Below are 16,166 nucleotides of genomic sequence, written 5' to 3'. Positions count from 1 at the left end.
CGCCAGAAAAGTGACGATACTGAGGCAATCGCAGGCAGGCGGCGCAGAAAAAGGCCGCCTCGCTTGCGCGGGCGGCCCGGTTTTTCTGTGTCTGCGCCGAAGGATCAGTTCTTGGCGTAATATTCGACGACGAGGTGCGGTTCCATCTGCACCGCGTAGGGCACGTCGCCCAGCGCGGGCGTGCGCACGAAGGTCGCGGTCATCTTCGAGTGGTCGGCCTCGACATAGTCCGGCACGTCACGCTCGGCCAGACCCACGGCCTCAAGCACGAGGGCAAGCTGGCGGGACTTGTCGCGGACGGCGATCACGTCGCCTTCCTTGACGCGGTAGGAGGGGATGTTCACCCGCTTGCCGTTCACCGTGACATGGCCGTGGTTCACGAACTGGCGCGCGGCAAAGACGGTCGGCACGAATTTCGCGCGGTAGACGACGGCGTCGAGACGGCGCTCCAGGAGGCCGATCAGGTTTTCGCCGGTGTCGCCCTTCACACGCTCCGCTTCCGCATAGATGCGGCGGAACTGCTTTTCGGTCAGGTCGCCGTAATAGCCCTTCAGCTTCTGCTTGGCGCGCAGCTGCGTGCCGAAGTCCGAAAGCTTGTTCTTGCGGCGCTGGCCGTGCTGGCCGGGGCCGTATTCACGCTTGTTGACCGGGGATTTCGGACGGCCCCAGATGTTTTCGCCCATCCGGCGGTCGATCTTGTACTTGGCAGAGGTGCGTTTGGTCACCGCTGATCTCCTTCTATGGGTCGCCGCCAAGGGGGCGGCTGTGAAGGGCGTTGTCCTTTCCCCGGATCGGGTCCGGGGCGACAGGGTCCCCCTTGCGGGGTCCACCAACACCAAATGAAATGCCCCGGCGTTTCACCGGGACGGGCGGCTTATACAGGGCATCGCGGCGGAGTCAACGGGCTTTGCCCCGCCTTACGGCCTGTGGGTCAGGATCGCCGCCTCGGGCCGGGTCAGGCAACGGCGGGCATCGGCGCCATAGGCGGCGGGGTCGGCCCCGATCCCCGGCGCGACCGACAGAAGGGCGTCGCGCGCGGCCGGGTCGATCAGGGTCAGGTCGGCGCGGGCGGGGTGGAAGGTCTCGGTCGCGACGCCATTGGCCCAGATCACCTGATGCCGCGCGGTCAGGAGGTGGATATAGCGGACCTCGGTCAGCCCATGTTCGACCGTGACGCGGCGGTCGTCGAGCAGGTCGCGCGCCTCGACCAGCACCTCGGTTTCGCCGAAAAGCGCGCGGGCGCTGGCGCCGGTGACCAGCAGGCGATGTTCCGGTGAGACGATCAGGTCGCCGTCGGGGATACCGGTCGCCAGCGCCCCGGCGCGCAGCCGGATCGGGCGCAGATGCGGCATCGCGAAAAGCCGCGCGCCGCCCAGACGGTGCTGGCCGGTCCAGAGGACCTCTTGCGGGCCGTTGTCGCGGGTCAGGATGGTCTGGCCGGGGGCGATCTCCTCGACCGGGCAGGTGCCGTCGGGGGTCAGGATGCGGGTGCCGGGGGTGAAACAGATCGCCCCACCCGCCGCGCCGGGGAGATGGCTGGCGGGCAGCGCGCCCTGCCGGTCGATGACGGTCAGGTCGCGGTCGCGGGGCGGCAGCGCGCCGGTGACCGTCAAGAGCGCCCCCCCGGCGGCAAAGCCGATGGCATAGCGCGCCTGCCCGTCCGTGACGGTGAAGCCTGCCACCGGGGCCGTCATATCCGTCTGCGGGCGCAGGGACACCGGCGGGACGAGGTCGCCCAGCAACTTTCGCACCGCCCGGCGCGCGCCCTCCTGCACCTCATCCGCGCCCAGCGCGCCGTCCAGCCGCAAGAGGCCGGAGGGGCCGTCGATCCGCGCCGCGCCGCCCTTCCAGCGCCAGGTGGAGCCGATGAAGATGTCCCCGCAAGGCGCGCCCCGCACGCCGTCGATTTCGCAGTGCGCGGCCGGGATTGCGAAGATCCCCTGCCCCACGCCCGGCCTGCTGACCGATCTGCCGCCCGTACCCATCGCCTGCCCCCGGACCTTTGCGGCCCTTTGGCGGCAAAGTAGCACGGCGGCGCCCCGCCTGTGAATCCCCCTCCGCCCCCTGCCCTGCCCGCTGCAAATTTGCCGCAGGGGAAAAGCGATTTCGGGGCTGGCACTTGCAATCGCGAAGATGTATTCACTATCTTGAATGTGAAACCAAGCCAAGGAGTTCCCCATGTCCCTCGATCGCACCGTTCTGGCCTTTGCCGGCGTGATGGTCCTGCTGTCCGTCGCGCTGACCGTCTGGGTCTCGCCCTACTTTATCTGGTTCACGGTTTTCATCGGTCTGAATATGCTGCAATCGGCGTTTACCGGATTTTGTCCGGCCGCGATGATCTTCCGCAAGCTCGGCATCAAACCGGGCTGTGCGTTCTGAACCAGAAGAAAGGCCGCCGACATGCGTGCATTGATGCTTGCCACCTGCCTTCTCGCCGCCAGCCCCGCGCTGGCCGGGACGGTCAAGCTTGAGCCGGTCACGGTGACGGAGTGGAAATCCGTCTACGGCACGGTCGAGGCGCGTGAAACCGTGCCAGCCCGCGCCCGGATCGGCGGCACGGTGCAAAGCCTGTCGGTGACCGAGGGCGATCAGGTCAGGGCGGGGCAGGAAATCGCCCTGATCCATGACGACAAGATCGCCTTCCAGATCGCCGCCTATGACGCCCAGATCGAGGCGCTGCAATCCCAGCTTGAGACGGCGAAGGCCGATCTTGAGCGGGGACAGGCGCTTGTCGATCGGGGCGTCGCCACGGCGCAGCGGCTGGATCAGTTGCGCACCCAGGTCGATGTGGTCACCGGCCAGATCACCGCGACCGAGGCGCAGCGCAAGATTTCCCTTCAGCAGGCGGATGAGGGCAAGGTGCTTGCCCCCGGCGACGGGCGCGTTCTGACCGTACCCGCGACGCTCGGTTCCGTCCTGATGCCGGGGGAGCCGGTCGCGACCATCGGTGAGGGCGGGTTCTTCCTGCGCCTTGCGGTGCCGGAACGCTTTGCCGATGCGCTGAAACAGGGGGCGGAGATCCGCATCACCGCAAGCGGGACACAAGGCAGCGGGACTATCGCCAAGATCTATCCGCTGATCGAAAACGGTCGCGTGGTGGCGGATGTGAATGTCGATGGCCTTGACACCGCCTATGTAAACGCCCGCGTCCTGGTCGAACTGCCGGTCGGCAGCCGCGCCGCTCTTGCGGTTCCCGCGGGCGCGGTGACCACGCGGTCGGGGCTTGATTTCGTGACCGTCACCGAAGGCGGGGCCGAGGTGGAGCGCACGGTGGTGACGGGCGATCCCTTCACCCACGACGGCGCGGCGATGATCGAGGTTCTGACCGGGCTGCAAGCCGGTGACGAGGTGGTGACGAAGTGAGCACGGACAATTCCAATCCCGGCCCCCATCTCGGCATCGCGGGCGCGCTGACGAAAGCCTTCATCCGTTCGCCTCTGACGCCATTGTTCCTGATGGCGGCCTTCGTCTTCGGGATCGTCGCGCTGATCTCGCTCCCGCGCGAGGAAGAACCGCAAATCTCCGTCCCGATGGTCGATATCCACGTGCAGGCCAATGGCCTGAAGGCCGGGGACGCCGAAAAGCTGATCACCGAACCGCTGGAGACCATCGTCAAGGGCATCGACGGGGTCGAGCATGTCTATTCCCAGACCTATGACGACCGGGTGATGGTGACGGCGCGCTTTCTTGTCGGCACCTCCTCGGACGCCGCCGTGTTGCGCGTGCATGACAAGGTCCGCGCCAATATGGACCGCATCCCGGTCGGCATTCCCGAACCGCTGATCGTGGGCCGTGGCATCGACGACGTGGCGATCCTGTCCCTGACGCTTAGCCCGAAGGCCGAGGCGAAGGGCCGGATCAGTGCCAATGACCTGACCCGGATCGCGCGGGAATTGCGCACCGAGGTGACGAAGATCCCCGATGTCGGGCTGACCTATATCGTGGGCGAAACCGCCGAGCGGCTGCGGATCGCGCCCGATCCGGCGAAACTTGCGCTTTACGGCGTCACGCTGCAACAGCTGGCGGGCAAGGTGCAGGGCGCCAATGCCGCCTTCCCCGCCGGGCTGGTCCGCGATGAGGGCGACCAGATCATGCTGGTGGTGGGGGAAACCCTGCGGTCCCCCGATGAGATCGGGAACCTCCTTTTGACCACCCGCGACGGGCGGCCCGTCTATGTCCGCGACGTGGCCGATGTGGGCTTTGCCGACACGCCCGAGGGGCAGATGGTGTCGAACGTCACGCTGGAAAACGGCGCGGTTGAGCGCGCCCCCGCCGTGACGCTGGCGATTGCGAAGCGCGCCGGGTCGAACGCGGTCACGGTCGCGGAAGAGATCCTGCACCGCACCGAAAGCCTTGAAGGGTCGCTGATCCCCGAGGGCGTCAAGGTCGAGGTCACCCGCGACTATGGCGAAAGCGCCAATGAGAAGGCGAATGAGCTTCTCTATCACCTCGCGCTTGCCACCGTGTCGATCATCGCGCTGGTCTGGGCCACGATCGGCTGGCGCGAGGCGATCGTCGTGGCGGTCGTGATCCCGGTGACGATCCTGCTGACGCTTTTCGCCTCATATGTCATGGGCTACACGCTGAACCGGGTGTCGCTTTTCGCGCTGATCTTCTCCATCGGGATCCTTGTCGATGACGCCATCGTGGTGATCGAGAACATCGCCCGGCACTGGGGCATGGGCGACAAGCGCGACCGCAAGACAGCCGCCATCGACGCGGTGGCCGAGGTTGGCAACCCCACCATCGTCGCCACGCTGACCGTGGTTGCAGCACTTTTGCCGATGCTTTTCGTCTCGGGGCTGATGGGGCCTTACATGTCGCCCATTCCCGCCAATGCCTCGGCCGCGATGATCTTTTCCTTCTTCGTCGCGGTCATGGTCACGCCCTGGCTGATGCTGAAGATCGCCGGGCGCGCGAAGATGGCGGGCCATGGCCATGACGACGCCCATGGCGGCCATCCCGGCGGCGCTCTGGGCCGCGCCTATGCCTCGGTCGCCAAGCCGATCCTGAAGTCGAAAGCGCGCAGCTGGCTGTTCATCGGGGTCGTGCTGGCGCTGACCATCGGATCGCTCGGCCTTTTCTACACCAAGCATGTGACGGTGAAGCTTCTGCCCTTCGACAACAAGTCGGAGCTGTCGGTGGTGATCGACCTGCCCGAAGGGTCGTCGGTTGAGGCGACGGATGCCGTGGCGCAGGCGGTAACGAAAGAGGTGCTGGCCCTGCCCGAGGTGGTATCGGTCCAGACCCATGCGGGGACCGCCTCGCCCTTCAACTTCAACGGCCTCGTGCGCCATTACTACCTGCGCGCCGCGCCGGAAATGGGCGAGGTCGCGATCAACCTGACGCCCAAGGGCGAACGTGACCGCACCAGCCACCAGATCGCGCTGGAGATCCGCGACCGGATTTCCAAACTGAACGTCCCCGAGGGCACGCGCCTGAAAACCGTCGAACCGCCCCCCGGCCCGCCGGTTCTGGCGACCCTTCTGGCCGAGATCTACGGGCCGGACGGCGCCACCCGCCGCGCGGTTGCCGCCAAGGTGGAAGAGGCGTTCCGCTCGGTCCCCTATATCGTCGATGTCGACAATTCCTTCGGCACGCCCGCGCGCAAGCTGCGCGCCACCGTCTCCACCGACAAGGCGGAGTTCTTCCAGGTGCAGGAAACGGATGTCTTCGACACGATCGGCATCCTCAACGGCGGCACGACCATCGGCTATTCCCATCGCGGCGAGGGCCGGATGCCGATCCCGATCCGGGTTGAGCGCCCGAAGGGCGAGCGGGTGCTGGATGAAGCGTTCCTGACCACCCCGATCCCCGCCAATGTCCTGCCCGGCAGCCGCGGCGTGGTGGAACTGGGCGACGTCGTGGACGTGACGGAAGAGGATACCTCTTTCCCGATCTTCCGCCACAATGGCCGCCCGGCCGAGATGGTGACCGCCGAACTGGCGGGCGATTTCGAGGCGCCGCTTTACGGGATGCTGGCGGTGCAGGACGCCATCGACGCGATGGACTGGACCGGGCTGGAAAAGCCGGTCATCAGCCTGCATGGCCAGCCCGAGGATGAAAGCCACGCCACGCTTCTGTGGGACGGCGAGTGGGAGGTGACCTGGGTCACGTTCCGCGACATGGGCGCGGCCTTTGGCGTGGCGCTTCTGGGGATCTATATCCTTGTCGTGGCGCAATTCGGATCGTTCAAGGTGCCGCTGGTCATCCTGACGCCGATCCCCTTGACCTTCATCGGCATCCTTGGGGGCCACTGGCTGTTCGGGGCGCCCTTTTCGGCCACGTCGATGATCGGCTTCATCGCGCTGGCGGGCATCATCGTGCGGAACTCCATCCTCTTGGTGGACTTCATCCGCCATGCCAAGGGGCCGGACCGGCCGCTGACCGAGGTGCTGATCGAGGCAGGCGCCATCCGCTTCAAACCGATCCTGCTGACGGCGCTGGCCGCCATGATCGGCGCGGCGGTGATCCTGACCGACCCGATCTTCCAGGGGCTTGCCATCTCGCTCCTCTTCGGGCTGGCGTCTTCGACCCTGCTGACGGTCCTCGTGATCCCGGCAGTCTACCGCGTCCTAAGGACGTGACACCACTCACGCGAAACGAAAACGGGCCGCGAAAGCGGCCCGTTTGCTGTTCCGGTCGGTGCTGCGGCGTCATACGATCCGCTCGACCATCATCTTCTTGATCTCGGCAATCGCCTTGGCCGGGTTCAGGCCCTTGGGGCAGGTCTTGGCGCAGTTCATGATCGTGTGGCAGCGGTAAAGCTTGAACGGATCCTCAAGCTCATCCAGCCGCTCACCCGTCGCCTCGTCGCGGCTGTCGACGATCCAGCGATAGGCGTGCAGCAGCGCGGCCGGGCCAAGGTAACGGTCGCCGTTCCACCAATAGCTCGGGCAGGAGGTGGAGCAAGACGCGCACATCACGCATTCATAAAGCCCGTCAAGCTTCCTGCGATCCTCGATCGACTGGCGCCATTCCTTTTCGGGGCGGTTCGTCTTCGTCTCAAGCCAGGGCATGATCGAGGCGTGCTGGGCGTAGAAATGCGTCAGGTCCGGGATCAGGTCGCGCACGACCGGCATATGCGGCAGCGGATAGATCTTCACGTCGCCCTTGATCTCATCCAGACCATAGATACAGGCCAGCGTGTTGATCCCGTCGATGTTCATCGCGCAGGAGCCGCAGATCCCCTCGCGGCAGGACCGGCGGAAGGTCAACGTCGGGTCGATCTCATTCTTGATCTTGATCAGCGCGTCCAGAACCATCGGACCGCACTTGTCCATGTCGATGAAATAGGTATCGACACGCGGGTTTTCGCCCGTGTCGGGGTCCCAGCGGTAAATCTGGAACTTGCGGATCGTCTTCCCCTCGGGCTTCGGCCAGGTCTTGCCGACCCGGACCTTCGAATTCTTGGGAAGTGAGAACTGAACCATGTGACTTATCCCTTCCAGTCGGGGCGGGTATAAAGCGGCTGCCGGGGTGGCTGGCCGGACCTGCGCAGCACGCAGGCGTTGTAGAGGGCCGACGGGTCCCTGCCGGACAGGGTGTCGGTGTTGACGTCGATATCGACCGCGGCATGCATCCCGTCGCTGCCAAAGGCGGCCTCGCTCAGCCGGATCGGGCTGGCGGCGGTGCGGGCGCGCTCGGCGCAGGCGCGTTCCGCCTGTTCGACGGAGACCGGGCCACAGGCCGCAAGGGCGGGCAGGATGCCGGCAAGGGTCAACACGGCGCGCATCAGTAATCCGGTTTCAGCGACGAGCGGATCGTGGAGCCGTCTTCCAGGAAGCGCCGCGCGCGTTCCTGCTGCGCCACGGTCAGCGAGTTCCAAAGCGCCTCATCCCCCGGCATCAGCGGATAGCCCGCGGGCAGCGACACGCCTCTGCCGCCGACGCCGCCGAAGACCCTTTGCCACCAGGTCTTGCGCTGGCCCTCGGGCGCGGTCAGCGACGCGCCCTGCCCGGTGCCGCCTTCGAGGTAAGAGCCGTGATAACCCGCCCCGCCCGACAGGGCCGCGGCGCCGCGCTGGCGCTTGGTATAGGTCGGCGCCTGGGCGCCGTATTCCTGTACCGGGGTCGCGGCAGAGGCCGGGGCCGTGCGGCCGGCGGCCCTGGCCTGGATGCAGGCGTTCAGCCGTGCGGCTTCCTCTGCCGTTCCGCCCTCGGCTGGCCGGACGACGGGGATACCCGCGCTGCTGTCATAGCTGTAATAGCCCTTCGGCTTCACCTCGATCTGGCACTGGCGGGCGTAATCCGCCTTCGCCCGCGCAACGGCCGGAGCGGACATCGGCGCAAGCGCCATGGCTGCAAGCAGTGTCGTGCGGGCGAGTGTGTGCATCAGTAAACCCTCTTTTTCGGCGCGATCCTCTTGAGATCAATGCCGCCCTTCTCCTCGGTCGTCAACGGATCGAGGTGAACGGGACGGGAGCCGAGGCGGACCTTGTTGCCATCGACCCAGGACAGCGAATGCACGCGCCAGTTCTTGTCATCGCGGTCGGGGTAATCCTCATGCGCGTGGGCGCCGCGGCTTTCCTTGCGCGCCTCGGCCGCCACGATGGTGGCCAGCGCGTTCGGCATCAGGTTGGTCAGTTCCAGCGTCTCCATCAGGTCGGAGTTCCAGATCAGCGAGCGGTCGGTGACCTTGAGGTCGGCGATCTTGCCCGCGACCTTCTCCATCTTCTCCACGCCCTCGGCCAGCGACTTGTCGGTGCGGAAGACGGCGGCATCGGCCTGCATGGTCTGCTGCATCTCAAGCCTGAGTTCGGCGGTGGGGACGGACCCATTGGCGTTGCGCAGGCCGTCGAAGCGGTCCAGCGCCTTCTCGACGCCCGCCTTGTCGACCGGCTGGTTACGCTCTTTGGGGTCAAGGATCTCCCCCGCGCGGATGGCGGCGGCACGGCCGAAGACGACAAGGTCGATCAGCGAGTTGGAGCCAAGACGGTTGGCGCCGTGAACGCTGGCGCAGCCCGCCTCACCCACCGCCATGAGGCCGGGGAAGACGGCGTCGGGATTGTCCTTGGTCGGGTTCAGCACCTCGCCATGATAGTTGGTCGGGATGCCGCCCATGTTGTAATGCACCGTTGGCAGGACCGGGATCGGTTCCTTGGTGACATCGACACCGGCGAAGATCCGCGCCGATTCCGAGATGCCGGGAAGCCGTTCGGCCAGTGTTTCCGGCTGAAGGTGGTTCAGGTGCAGGTGGATATGGTCCTTGTTCGGGCCGACGCCGCGCCCTTCGCGGATCTCGATCGTCATGCAGCGGCTGACGACGTCGCGGCTGGCAAGGTCCTTGTAGGTGGGGGCATAGCGTTCCATGAACCGCTCGCCTTCGGAGTTGGTGAGATAGCCGCCCTCGCCCCGCGCGCCTTCGGTAATCAGGCAGCCCGCGCCGTAGATGCCGGTCGGGTGGAACTGGACGAACTCCATATCCTGAAGCGGCAGGCCCGCGCGCGCGACCATCCCGCCGCCGTCGCCGGTGCAGGTATGGGCGCCGGTGGCGGAGAAATAGGCGCGCCCATAGCCGCCCGTCGCCAGCACCACCATCTTGGCGTTGAAGACATGCATCGTGCCATCGTCAAGCTTCCACGCCACAACGCCGGTGCAGGCGCCGTCGGTGATGATGAGGTCGATGGCGAAGTATTCGATATAGAATTCCGCCTGCTGCTTCAGGGACTGGCCGTAAAGCGTGTGCAGGATGGCGTGGCCGGTCCGGTCGGCGGCGGCGCAGGTGCGCTGCACCGGGGGGCCTTCGCCGAATTCGGTCGTATGGCCGCCGAAGGGGCGCTGATAGATCTTGCCCTCTTCGGTGCGCGAAAACGGCACGCCGTAATGTTCCAGCTCATAGACCGCCTTCGGCGCCTCGCGCGCGAGGTATTCCATCGCGTCGGTGTCGCCCAGCCAGTCCGAGCCCTTGACCGTGTCATACATGTGCCACTGCCAGTGGTCCGGCCCCATGTTCGACAGTGACGCCGCGATGCCGCCCTGCGCCGCGACGGTGTGCGAGCGGGTCGGGAAGACCTTGGTCACGCAGGCCGTCTTCAGCCCCTGCTCGGCCATGCCAAGCGTCGCGCGCAGGCCCGATCCGCCCGCGCCCACCACGACGACATCGTATTCGTGTACTTCGTAAGGATAAGCGGTCATGGAGAGAGTTCCTTAAAGCGCGAGCCGGATCAGGGCGTAAAGTCCGGTTGCCATCACGGCATAGGACAGGCAGACCGTGCCGACGACCAGGGCCTTGCGGGCGAACCCGTGGACATAGTCCTCGATCATCACCTGGGCGCCGTTCTTGAAATGGGTCATGCCCACGATCAGCGTCAGCCCGGCCACGATCGCCGGGAAGGGACGGCTGTAATAGGCCACGACATCCTCATAGGGCGCGCCAAGGATGCGGCCGAAGGTCAGGATGAAGAGCGGGATCAGGATCGCCAGCGCCACGGCGCTGACCTGCATGTGCCAGAAATGCTCGGTCCCGCTTTTGGCGGAGCCAAGGCCGTCGGCGCGCTTGCGGTCGGTCAGGTAACGCATCGCGAGGCCCTTTCAGAGAATGGTAACGGTGAACAGGGTCAGGATGACCGACCCGAAGATGACGCCCCAGCCGAGCTTTTCGGCGGTGGGAATATCAAGGCCGCGGCCGCTGTCGTAGTAAAGGTGCCGCAGCCCGGCGAGGAAGTGGTACCAGACGGCCCAGATCGATCCGAACAGCACAAGCTTGCCGAACCAGCTGCGCAGGACACCGTCGGCGACCGCGAAATATTCGGCGCTGGTCGCGGCGGCGAGCAGCCACCAGACGATCAGCAGCGCCGCAACGATCAGGGCGTTTCCGGTAATCCGGGTCAGGATCGAGGTGATCGAGGTCAGCTGCGGGCGGTAGTAAGGCCCGATCATAAAGGGCGATAGCGGGCGCTTGCCCCGGTTCACATCGGCCATGTCTCTCCCCTTGAAGCTTCCGCGCCCCCGGCGAGCGGGTGGCTCACAGGGGCGCCGTCGCCCTCTTCATGGACCCAAATCACGCCCATGTCACGCCGCGATTGGCATAAATTCGTCGTTTCGGCGCGTGTTAGCGAAAAACCTGGTGTTTGTGATCACGATTTTTCAAGGCGTGATCACAGTACGCGGCCGGCAGGCGGGAACGCGGACCGCGCTTGCCGGGTCAAAGGGGCATGAGCGCCCAGTAGTCGAGATCCAGAAGCACCTCGGGCAGATATTTCCCATCCGCGCCCTTCAGCGCGAATTCCGCCCCCCCTTGCTTCACCGCGACCAGCCGCAGACGGATCGCGCCGACGCCGGGGGCCGCTGTTTCGGCCTTGTCCAGCACCTCGGACCATGCCCGCACCGTATCGCCAGAGAAGCAGGGGTTGGCATGCGCGCCTGCGTTCAGCGCCACGATCAGCTGCGCGTTGGCCAGCCCGTTGAAGGACAGCGCCCGCGCCAGAGAGATCACATGCCCGCCATAGATCAGACGCCGCCCGTCCTCGCGGTTGGTGGCGTCGAAGTGGACCTTGGCGGTGTTCTGCCAGAGGCGGGTGGCCAGCATATGCTCGGCCTCTTCCACCGTGACGCCGTCGACATGGTCGATCTTCTCGCCCAACGCATAGTCGCCCCAGCGATGCCCCTCGCCCGCCAGCGCGAAATCGTAGTTGGAGAAATCCAACCCTTCCGGCACGATCAGATCGCCTGGCGCCACGGATTTCTTCAATTCGGGAACAACCGGGGCGGGCGCGGGCAGGTCGAGGTTGCGCTTGCGCACCATCACCCAGCGGACATAGTCCAGCACCACCTCACCCGTCTGGTTCAGGCCCCGCGTGCGGACATAGACGACGCCCGACTTGCCGTTGGAGTTCTCCTTCAGCCCGATCACCTCGGATTGCGACCGCAGCGTATCGCCGGGCCAGACCGGGTGCCGCCAGCGCCCCTCGGCATAGCCGAGATTGGCCACCGCATTCAGGCTGATGTCCGGCACCGTCTTGCCGAAGACGGTGTGAAAGGCGATCAGGTCGTCCATCGGCGCCGCCGCCAGACCGCATCCGCGCGCGAACTCGTCCGAGGAATAAAGCGCATGACGCGCCGGGTAGAGCGCGTGGTACAGCGCCCGCTCCCCCCCCGACAGGGTGCGCGGCACGGCATGGACGATCACCTCGCCCAGCCGGTAATCCTCAAAGAAACGGCCCGGATTGGTCTTCATTGTTCCCCCAGTTGCAGCTCGGGCGTGTAATCGCCCGCCACCTCCTTCACCACCGCCTGCCCGCAGCGCATCACACCGCGCGCGGCGTCGAAACCATAGGCCGGGCCGCCATGAAGCACCCAGCCCGCGTTCAGCGCCGCCGTGACCTTGTGACAGAAGGCGGCGTTGTCGTCATCGCTGAGGAAACGGTAAAGTTTCATCCATAGGTTCCCAGAAACGGGTTGTAGCCCAGCCAGATATGCACCCCCGCGATCAGCCCGTAGAGGACCAGCGCGATCACCAGCGCGATGGCGTCGCTGCGCAGCGGGCCGGGCGCGGGGCGTTTCCATTCCACTTGCGCGTTGATCAAGACGATCTCCACCAGCGCCCAGAGACCGAGCCAGCCGAACATGACGAGCGAGGCCAGATCGCCGTTCACCAGCAGATGCGCGACGGCCCAGATGACGACCGACCACAGCATCGGGTGGCGGACCATCGCCTTCACGCGGCCCTTGCTGTGCGAGACGCCGAAGAGGAACAGCGCGATCAGCATCAGCAGGTTGTTCAGATGGCCGATGCCGTCCATCGGCGTATAGACCGGGTCGACCTCGGCCCGGCGATAGCCGATGACCATCAGGAAGACCGCCGCCAGCGACAGGACCGCGACCAGCATCTTGCCGGGGCCTTCGCCCAGCCTTGCGCGCAGCCCCGGCAGCACCCGGCGGAACAGATGGGCAGCCGTCCAGAGGACGAGACCCAGGATCAGAACTTGCATGGCGAACCTCCTGTCGCGAACCGGCGCGAGTTTGGACTAATTCGCCATGGCCGCAATAGCCTCGGACCGGGCAATCGTCTTGCGCGCGGTCACGACATGGAGATTTTCGACGATCCTGCCATCGACGACGGCCACGCCCTGCCCGGCCGCCTCGGCCTCTTCAAAGGCCGCGATCTGGCGGCGGGCGAGGTCGATTTCCGCCTCGGACGGGGCGAAGGCGTCGTTGGCGATGGCCAGTTGCGCGGGGTGGATCAGGGTCTTGCCGTCAAAGCCCATGTCGCGGCCTTGCGCGCATTCGCCGCGCAGCCCTTCCTCATCCTTGAAGGCGTTGTAGACGCCATCGACGATGATCCGCCCATAGGCCTTGGCGGCCAGAAGGCAAAGGCCAAGGCCGGTCAACAACGGCTCCCGATCCGGGCGGAAGCGGGTGTTGAGGTCCTTGGCAAGGTCGTTCGTCCCCATGACCATCCCGGCCAGTCGCGGATGGGCGGCGATGGCGGCGGCATTCAACATGCCCAGCGGCGTCTCCATCATCGCCCAGAGGGGCGTGTCCGGGATCAGCGCGGCAACCGCATCAAGATCGGCGGGGGAGGAGACCTTGGGGATCAGGATCGCGTCGATCCCCGCGCCGACAAAAGCCGCGACATCGGCGCGGCCCCATTCGGTGTCCAGCCCGTTGATCCGCACGATCCGTATCCGCCCGCCATAGTCATGCGCGCCCAGAACCTGCGCCAAAAGCGCCCGCGCGGCGGGTTTTTCTTCAGCCGCGACGGCATCTTCGAGGTCGAAGATGATCGCATCTGCGGGAAGGTCGCGGGCCTTCTCCAGCGCACGTTCCCGCGACCCCGGAATATAGAGGACAGAGCGGCAGGGGCGCAGGGTTTCGGCAAGCATCGGACTCTCCTCGCAACAATATTTCGTCAATGACCATATTTCCGGCATATTCGGCAAGCCAAAAATTTCCGCACCGCAGCAATTTTTGACCGAACGCCGGTTTTTCCCTTTGTTCAGGGCAGACGGAAAGGATGGCCGTGCGCTGTTTCAGGGGGATGACGATGGCACGGGACCTGTTCGGATTGTCGCTTGGCTTCGCGGCGCTGATTCTGCTTCTCTCGCACGCGGACCGGCGCGGCGCTATGCGCCCATTGCCCCTTCCCACAGCAATCGCAGCGATACTGCCAGAAGCGCCCAGGTGACGATCTGGAAGAAAAGCTTCTCCGGCAGGATCTTCACCAGCGCAACGCCTGCGAAGACCGAGATGGAAGCCGGCACCATCAGCACCGCCGCGATCTTCAGATCGTCGAAGGTCAGCGTGCCAAGCGCCCAGTAGGGGATCAGCTTGATCGCGTTGACATAGGCGAACAGCACCGTGGTGGTCCCGGCAAAGACCGCCTTTTCAAGGCGCAGGGGCAGGACATAGACCTGATAGGGCGGCCCGCCCGCATGGCTGACGAAACTGGTGAACCCGGCCGCGGCGCCCCAGAAAAGACCGGGCGCGACCTGTGGCGTCTTCGCGGGGCCTTGCGGCCCGCGCCGCAGCAGCAGGCGCAGCGCGAAGACGGTGCCGATCAGACCGATAAGCCCGATCACCAGCCGCTCCGGCACCATGGCCGCCGTGGCCCAGCCGATCCCGACCCCGACGGTCGCGGCGGGCGCAAGGATCGCCAGCACCCGCCGGTCGAAGGCGTGGCGATAGGCGTAAAGCCCGAACATGTCCGACACGATATAGACCGGCAGCAAAAGCCCCGCCGCCGCGACCGGCGGCATCACCAGCGCCAGAAGCGGCACCGACAGCATCGCCACCACCGGCAGCCCGCCCTTCGACATGCCGACAAGGGCCGAGGCGATCACCGCGATGGTCCAGAATACCGCCCCTTCCATGCCCGCCCTGCCCCGCAAAACCGTTATCGTTAACGCCATATCAACCTGACCGGCAGAGACAAGGCCCGCCCGCTTGCCGCATCGCAGCGGACTTGCGCGACGGGCCGCGAAGCAGTAACCCAAGGCCCGTCACTCATCAGGAGCCGGAGACATATCATGGCCAGACCCAAGATTGCCCTCATCGGCGCGGGACAGATCGGCGGCACGCTCGCCCATCTCGCCGCGATCAAGGAACTTGGCGACGTCGTTCTGTTCGACATCGCGGAAGGGACCCCGCAGGGCAAGGCGCTCGACATTGCCCAGTCGGGGCCGGTCGAAGGTTTCGACGCCAGCCTGAAGGGCGCGAACGACTACGCCGACATCGCGGGCGCGGATGTCTGCATCGTCACCGCCGGTGTCCCCCGCAAGCCGGGGATGAGCCGCGATGACCTTCTGGGCATCAACCTGAAAGTCATGAAATCGGTCGGCGAGGGCATCAAGACCCACGCCCCGAACGCCTTCGTGATCTGCATCACCAACCCGCTTGACGCGATGGTCTGGGCGCTTCAGCAGTTCTCCGGCCTGCCCGCGAACAAGGTGGTCGGCATGGCGGGCGTGCTGGACGCCGGCCGCTTCCGCCACTTCCTGTCGGTGGAGTTCGACGTCTCCATGAAGGACGTCACCGCCTTTGTTCTGGGCGGCCATGGCGACACGATGGTGCCGCTGACCCGCTATTCCACCGTCGCCGGTATTCCGCTGCCGGATCTGGTCGCGATGGGCTGGACGACGCAGGAAAAGCTGGACGCCATCGTGCAGCGTACCCGCGACGGCGGGGCGGAGATCGTGGGCCTGCTGAAGACCGGATCGGCCTTCTATGCCCCGGCGGCAAGCGCCATCGAGATGGCCGAGGCCTATCTGAAGGACCAGAAGCGCCTTCTGCCCTGCGCCGCCTATGTCGACGGCGCCTTCGGCCTGAACGGCATGTATGTCGGCGTGCCGACGATCATCGGCGCGGGCGGGATCGAACGCATCGTCGACATCAAGCTGGCCAAGGACGAACAGGCGATGTTCGACAAGTCGGTCGATGCGGTGAAGGGCCTTGTGGAGGCCTGCAAGGGCATCGACCCCACGCTGGCCTGATCCGGGTTGATTTGAGACAGAACGGCGCGCCCCGTCCCGGTGGCGCGCCTTTTACGTTTGGGGGGTGACGCGCGGATGGGCAGCGCGTCCTGACGGCCGTTGGGGAGCGGGACGGGAAGGCCCGTGCTGTCCCGTCCCGGACCTGATCCGGGACCTCTTCTTCCGGTGGCAGAGGTCCCGGATCAAGCCCGGGACGCTGCCAACTTCACCTCTTGCGCCCGAAACAGCGGCGCGC

At 65.8% G+C, this 16,166-nt stretch carries 17 protein-coding genes; 4 read left to right on the top strand and 13 right to left on the bottom strand.

The annotated features are described in order from the left end of the window. Positions 1 to 104: 104 nt before the first annotated feature. Both rpsD and LX70_RS06180 read right to left on the bottom strand, forming a co-directional pair. Positions 105 to 725, bottom strand: coding sequence for a 30S ribosomal protein S4 (rpsD, locus tag LX70_RS06185; protein ID WP_105513700.1), 621 nt, complete (start codon positions 723 to 725; stop codon positions 105 to 107). 192 nt (positions 726 to 917) lie between these two features. Beyond that, entirely contained in the window at positions 918 to 1,985 is a 1,068-nt protein-coding gene (locus LX70_RS06180; protein WP_105513699.1) for a Hint domain-containing protein, read from the bottom strand. A 193-nt stretch (positions 1,986 to 2,178) separates the two neighbouring features. Between LX70_RS06180 and LX70_RS06175 the strand changes: the two genes are divergently transcribed. From LX70_RS06175 to LX70_RS06165, 3 genes are read left to right on the top strand one after another with little or no spacing between them, the layout of a single operon-like run. Continuing rightward, complete coding sequence (locus LX70_RS06175; protein WP_105513698.1) at positions 2,179 to 2,379, top strand: YgaP family membrane protein; 201 nt, start codon at positions 2,179 to 2,181, stop codon at positions 2,377 to 2,379. A 21-nt stretch (positions 2,380 to 2,400) separates the two neighbouring features. Further along, positions 2,401 to 3,363 (top strand): efflux RND transporter periplasmic adaptor subunit, encoded by a 963-nt coding sequence (locus LX70_RS06170; protein ID WP_105513697.1) that lies wholly within the window; start codon positions 2,401 to 2,403, stop codon positions 3,361 to 3,363. Continuing rightward, positions 3,360 to 6,587, top strand: coding sequence for an efflux RND transporter permease subunit (locus LX70_RS06165; protein ID WP_105513696.1), 3,228 nt, complete (start codon positions 3,360 to 3,362; stop codon positions 6,585 to 6,587). The genes LX70_RS06170 and LX70_RS06165 overlap by 4 nt, the downstream gene beginning before the upstream one ends. Positions 6,588 to 6,656: 69 nt before the next feature. Here the strand turns inward: LX70_RS06165 and LX70_RS06160 are convergent, their stop codons facing one another. The 11 genes from LX70_RS06160 to LX70_RS06110 all read right to left on the bottom strand — a co-directional run bounded on the left by LX70_RS06160 (position 6,657) and on the right by LX70_RS06110 (position 14,812). Then, positions 6,657 to 7,433: a succinate dehydrogenase iron-sulfur subunit gene (locus tag LX70_RS06160; RefSeq protein ID WP_105513695.1), complete on the bottom strand. Its 777-nt coding sequence runs from the start codon at positions 7,431 to 7,433 to the stop codon at positions 6,657 to 6,659. Positions 7,434 to 7,438: 5 nt separating this feature from the next. After that, positions 7,439 to 7,735, bottom strand: a complete 297-nt coding sequence (locus tag LX70_RS06155; protein ID WP_105513694.1) for a hypothetical protein — start codon at positions 7,733 to 7,735, stop codon at positions 7,439 to 7,441. Continuing rightward, positions 7,735 to 8,334: a hypothetical protein gene (locus tag LX70_RS06150; RefSeq protein WP_146111554.1), complete on the bottom strand. Its 600-nt coding sequence runs from the start codon at positions 8,332 to 8,334 to the stop codon at positions 7,735 to 7,737. Before LX70_RS06150 ends, LX70_RS06155 begins: the two co-directional genes overlap by 1 nt. Beyond that, the gene (sdhA, locus tag LX70_RS06145) at positions 8,334 to 10,136 is read right to left on the bottom strand and encodes a succinate dehydrogenase flavoprotein subunit (RefSeq protein WP_105513692.1); all 1,803 of its coding nucleotides are present in this window, start codon (positions 10,134 to 10,136) and stop codon (positions 8,334 to 8,336) included. The genes LX70_RS06150 and sdhA overlap by 1 nt, the downstream gene beginning before the upstream one ends. A 12-nt stretch (positions 10,137 to 10,148) precedes the next feature. After that, positions 10,149 to 10,520: a succinate dehydrogenase, hydrophobic membrane anchor protein gene (gene sdhD, locus LX70_RS06140; RefSeq protein WP_105513691.1), complete on the bottom strand. Its 372-nt coding sequence runs from the start codon at positions 10,518 to 10,520 to the stop codon at positions 10,149 to 10,151. 12 nt (positions 10,521 to 10,532) lie between these two features. Next, positions 10,533 to 10,922 carry a succinate dehydrogenase, cytochrome b556 subunit gene (sdhC, locus tag LX70_RS06135; protein ID WP_105513690.1) on the bottom strand — a complete coding sequence of 130 codons (390 nt, stop codon included), beginning with the start codon at positions 10,920 to 10,922 and terminating at the stop codon, positions 10,533 to 10,535. A gap of 223 nt (positions 10,923 to 11,145) precedes the next feature. Beyond that, on the bottom strand, positions 11,146 to 12,177 hold the full coding sequence (locus LX70_RS06130; protein ID WP_105513689.1) for a MaoC family dehydratase: 1,032 nt from the start codon (positions 12,175 to 12,177) through the stop codon (positions 11,146 to 11,148). After that, the gene (locus tag LX70_RS06125; protein WP_105513688.1) at positions 12,174 to 12,377 is read right to left on the bottom strand and encodes a DUF1737 domain-containing protein; all 204 of its coding nucleotides are present in this window, start codon (positions 12,375 to 12,377) and stop codon (positions 12,174 to 12,176) included. Before LX70_RS06125 ends, LX70_RS06130 begins: the two co-directional genes overlap by 4 nt. Next, positions 12,374 to 12,931, bottom strand: coding sequence for an NnrU family protein (locus tag LX70_RS06120; protein ID WP_105513687.1), 558 nt, complete (start codon positions 12,929 to 12,931; stop codon positions 12,374 to 12,376). Before LX70_RS06120 ends, LX70_RS06125 begins: the two co-directional genes overlap by 4 nt. A 36-nt stretch (positions 12,932 to 12,967) precedes the next feature. Then, entirely contained in the window at positions 12,968 to 13,825 is an 858-nt protein-coding gene (locus tag LX70_RS06115; protein WP_105513686.1) for an HpcH/HpaI aldolase/citrate lyase family protein, read from the bottom strand. A 240-nt stretch (positions 13,826 to 14,065) separates the two neighbouring features. Further along, positions 14,066 to 14,812, bottom strand: a complete 747-nt coding sequence (locus LX70_RS06110) for a sulfite exporter TauE/SafE family protein (RefSeq protein ID WP_105513685.1) — start codon at positions 14,810 to 14,812, stop codon at positions 14,066 to 14,068. A 156-nt stretch (positions 14,813 to 14,968) separates the two neighbouring features. On the opposite strand from LX70_RS06110, the gene mdh reads away from it, so the two are divergent. Further along, on the top strand, positions 14,969 to 15,931 hold the full coding sequence (gene mdh, locus LX70_RS06105; protein WP_105513684.1) for a malate dehydrogenase: 963 nt from the start codon (positions 14,969 to 14,971) through the stop codon (positions 15,929 to 15,931). Positions 15,932 to 16,166 lie beyond the last annotated feature (235 nt).

Origin of the sequence: Albidovulum denitrificans (genome assembly GCF_002973535.1) — a bacterium.
Lineage (GTDB): Bacteria > Pseudomonadota > Alphaproteobacteria > Rhodobacterales > Rhodobacteraceae > Albidovulum > Albidovulum denitrificans.
Note: the sequence above shows the minus strand (reverse complement) of the source record. Positions and strands in the feature narration are given on the sequence as shown.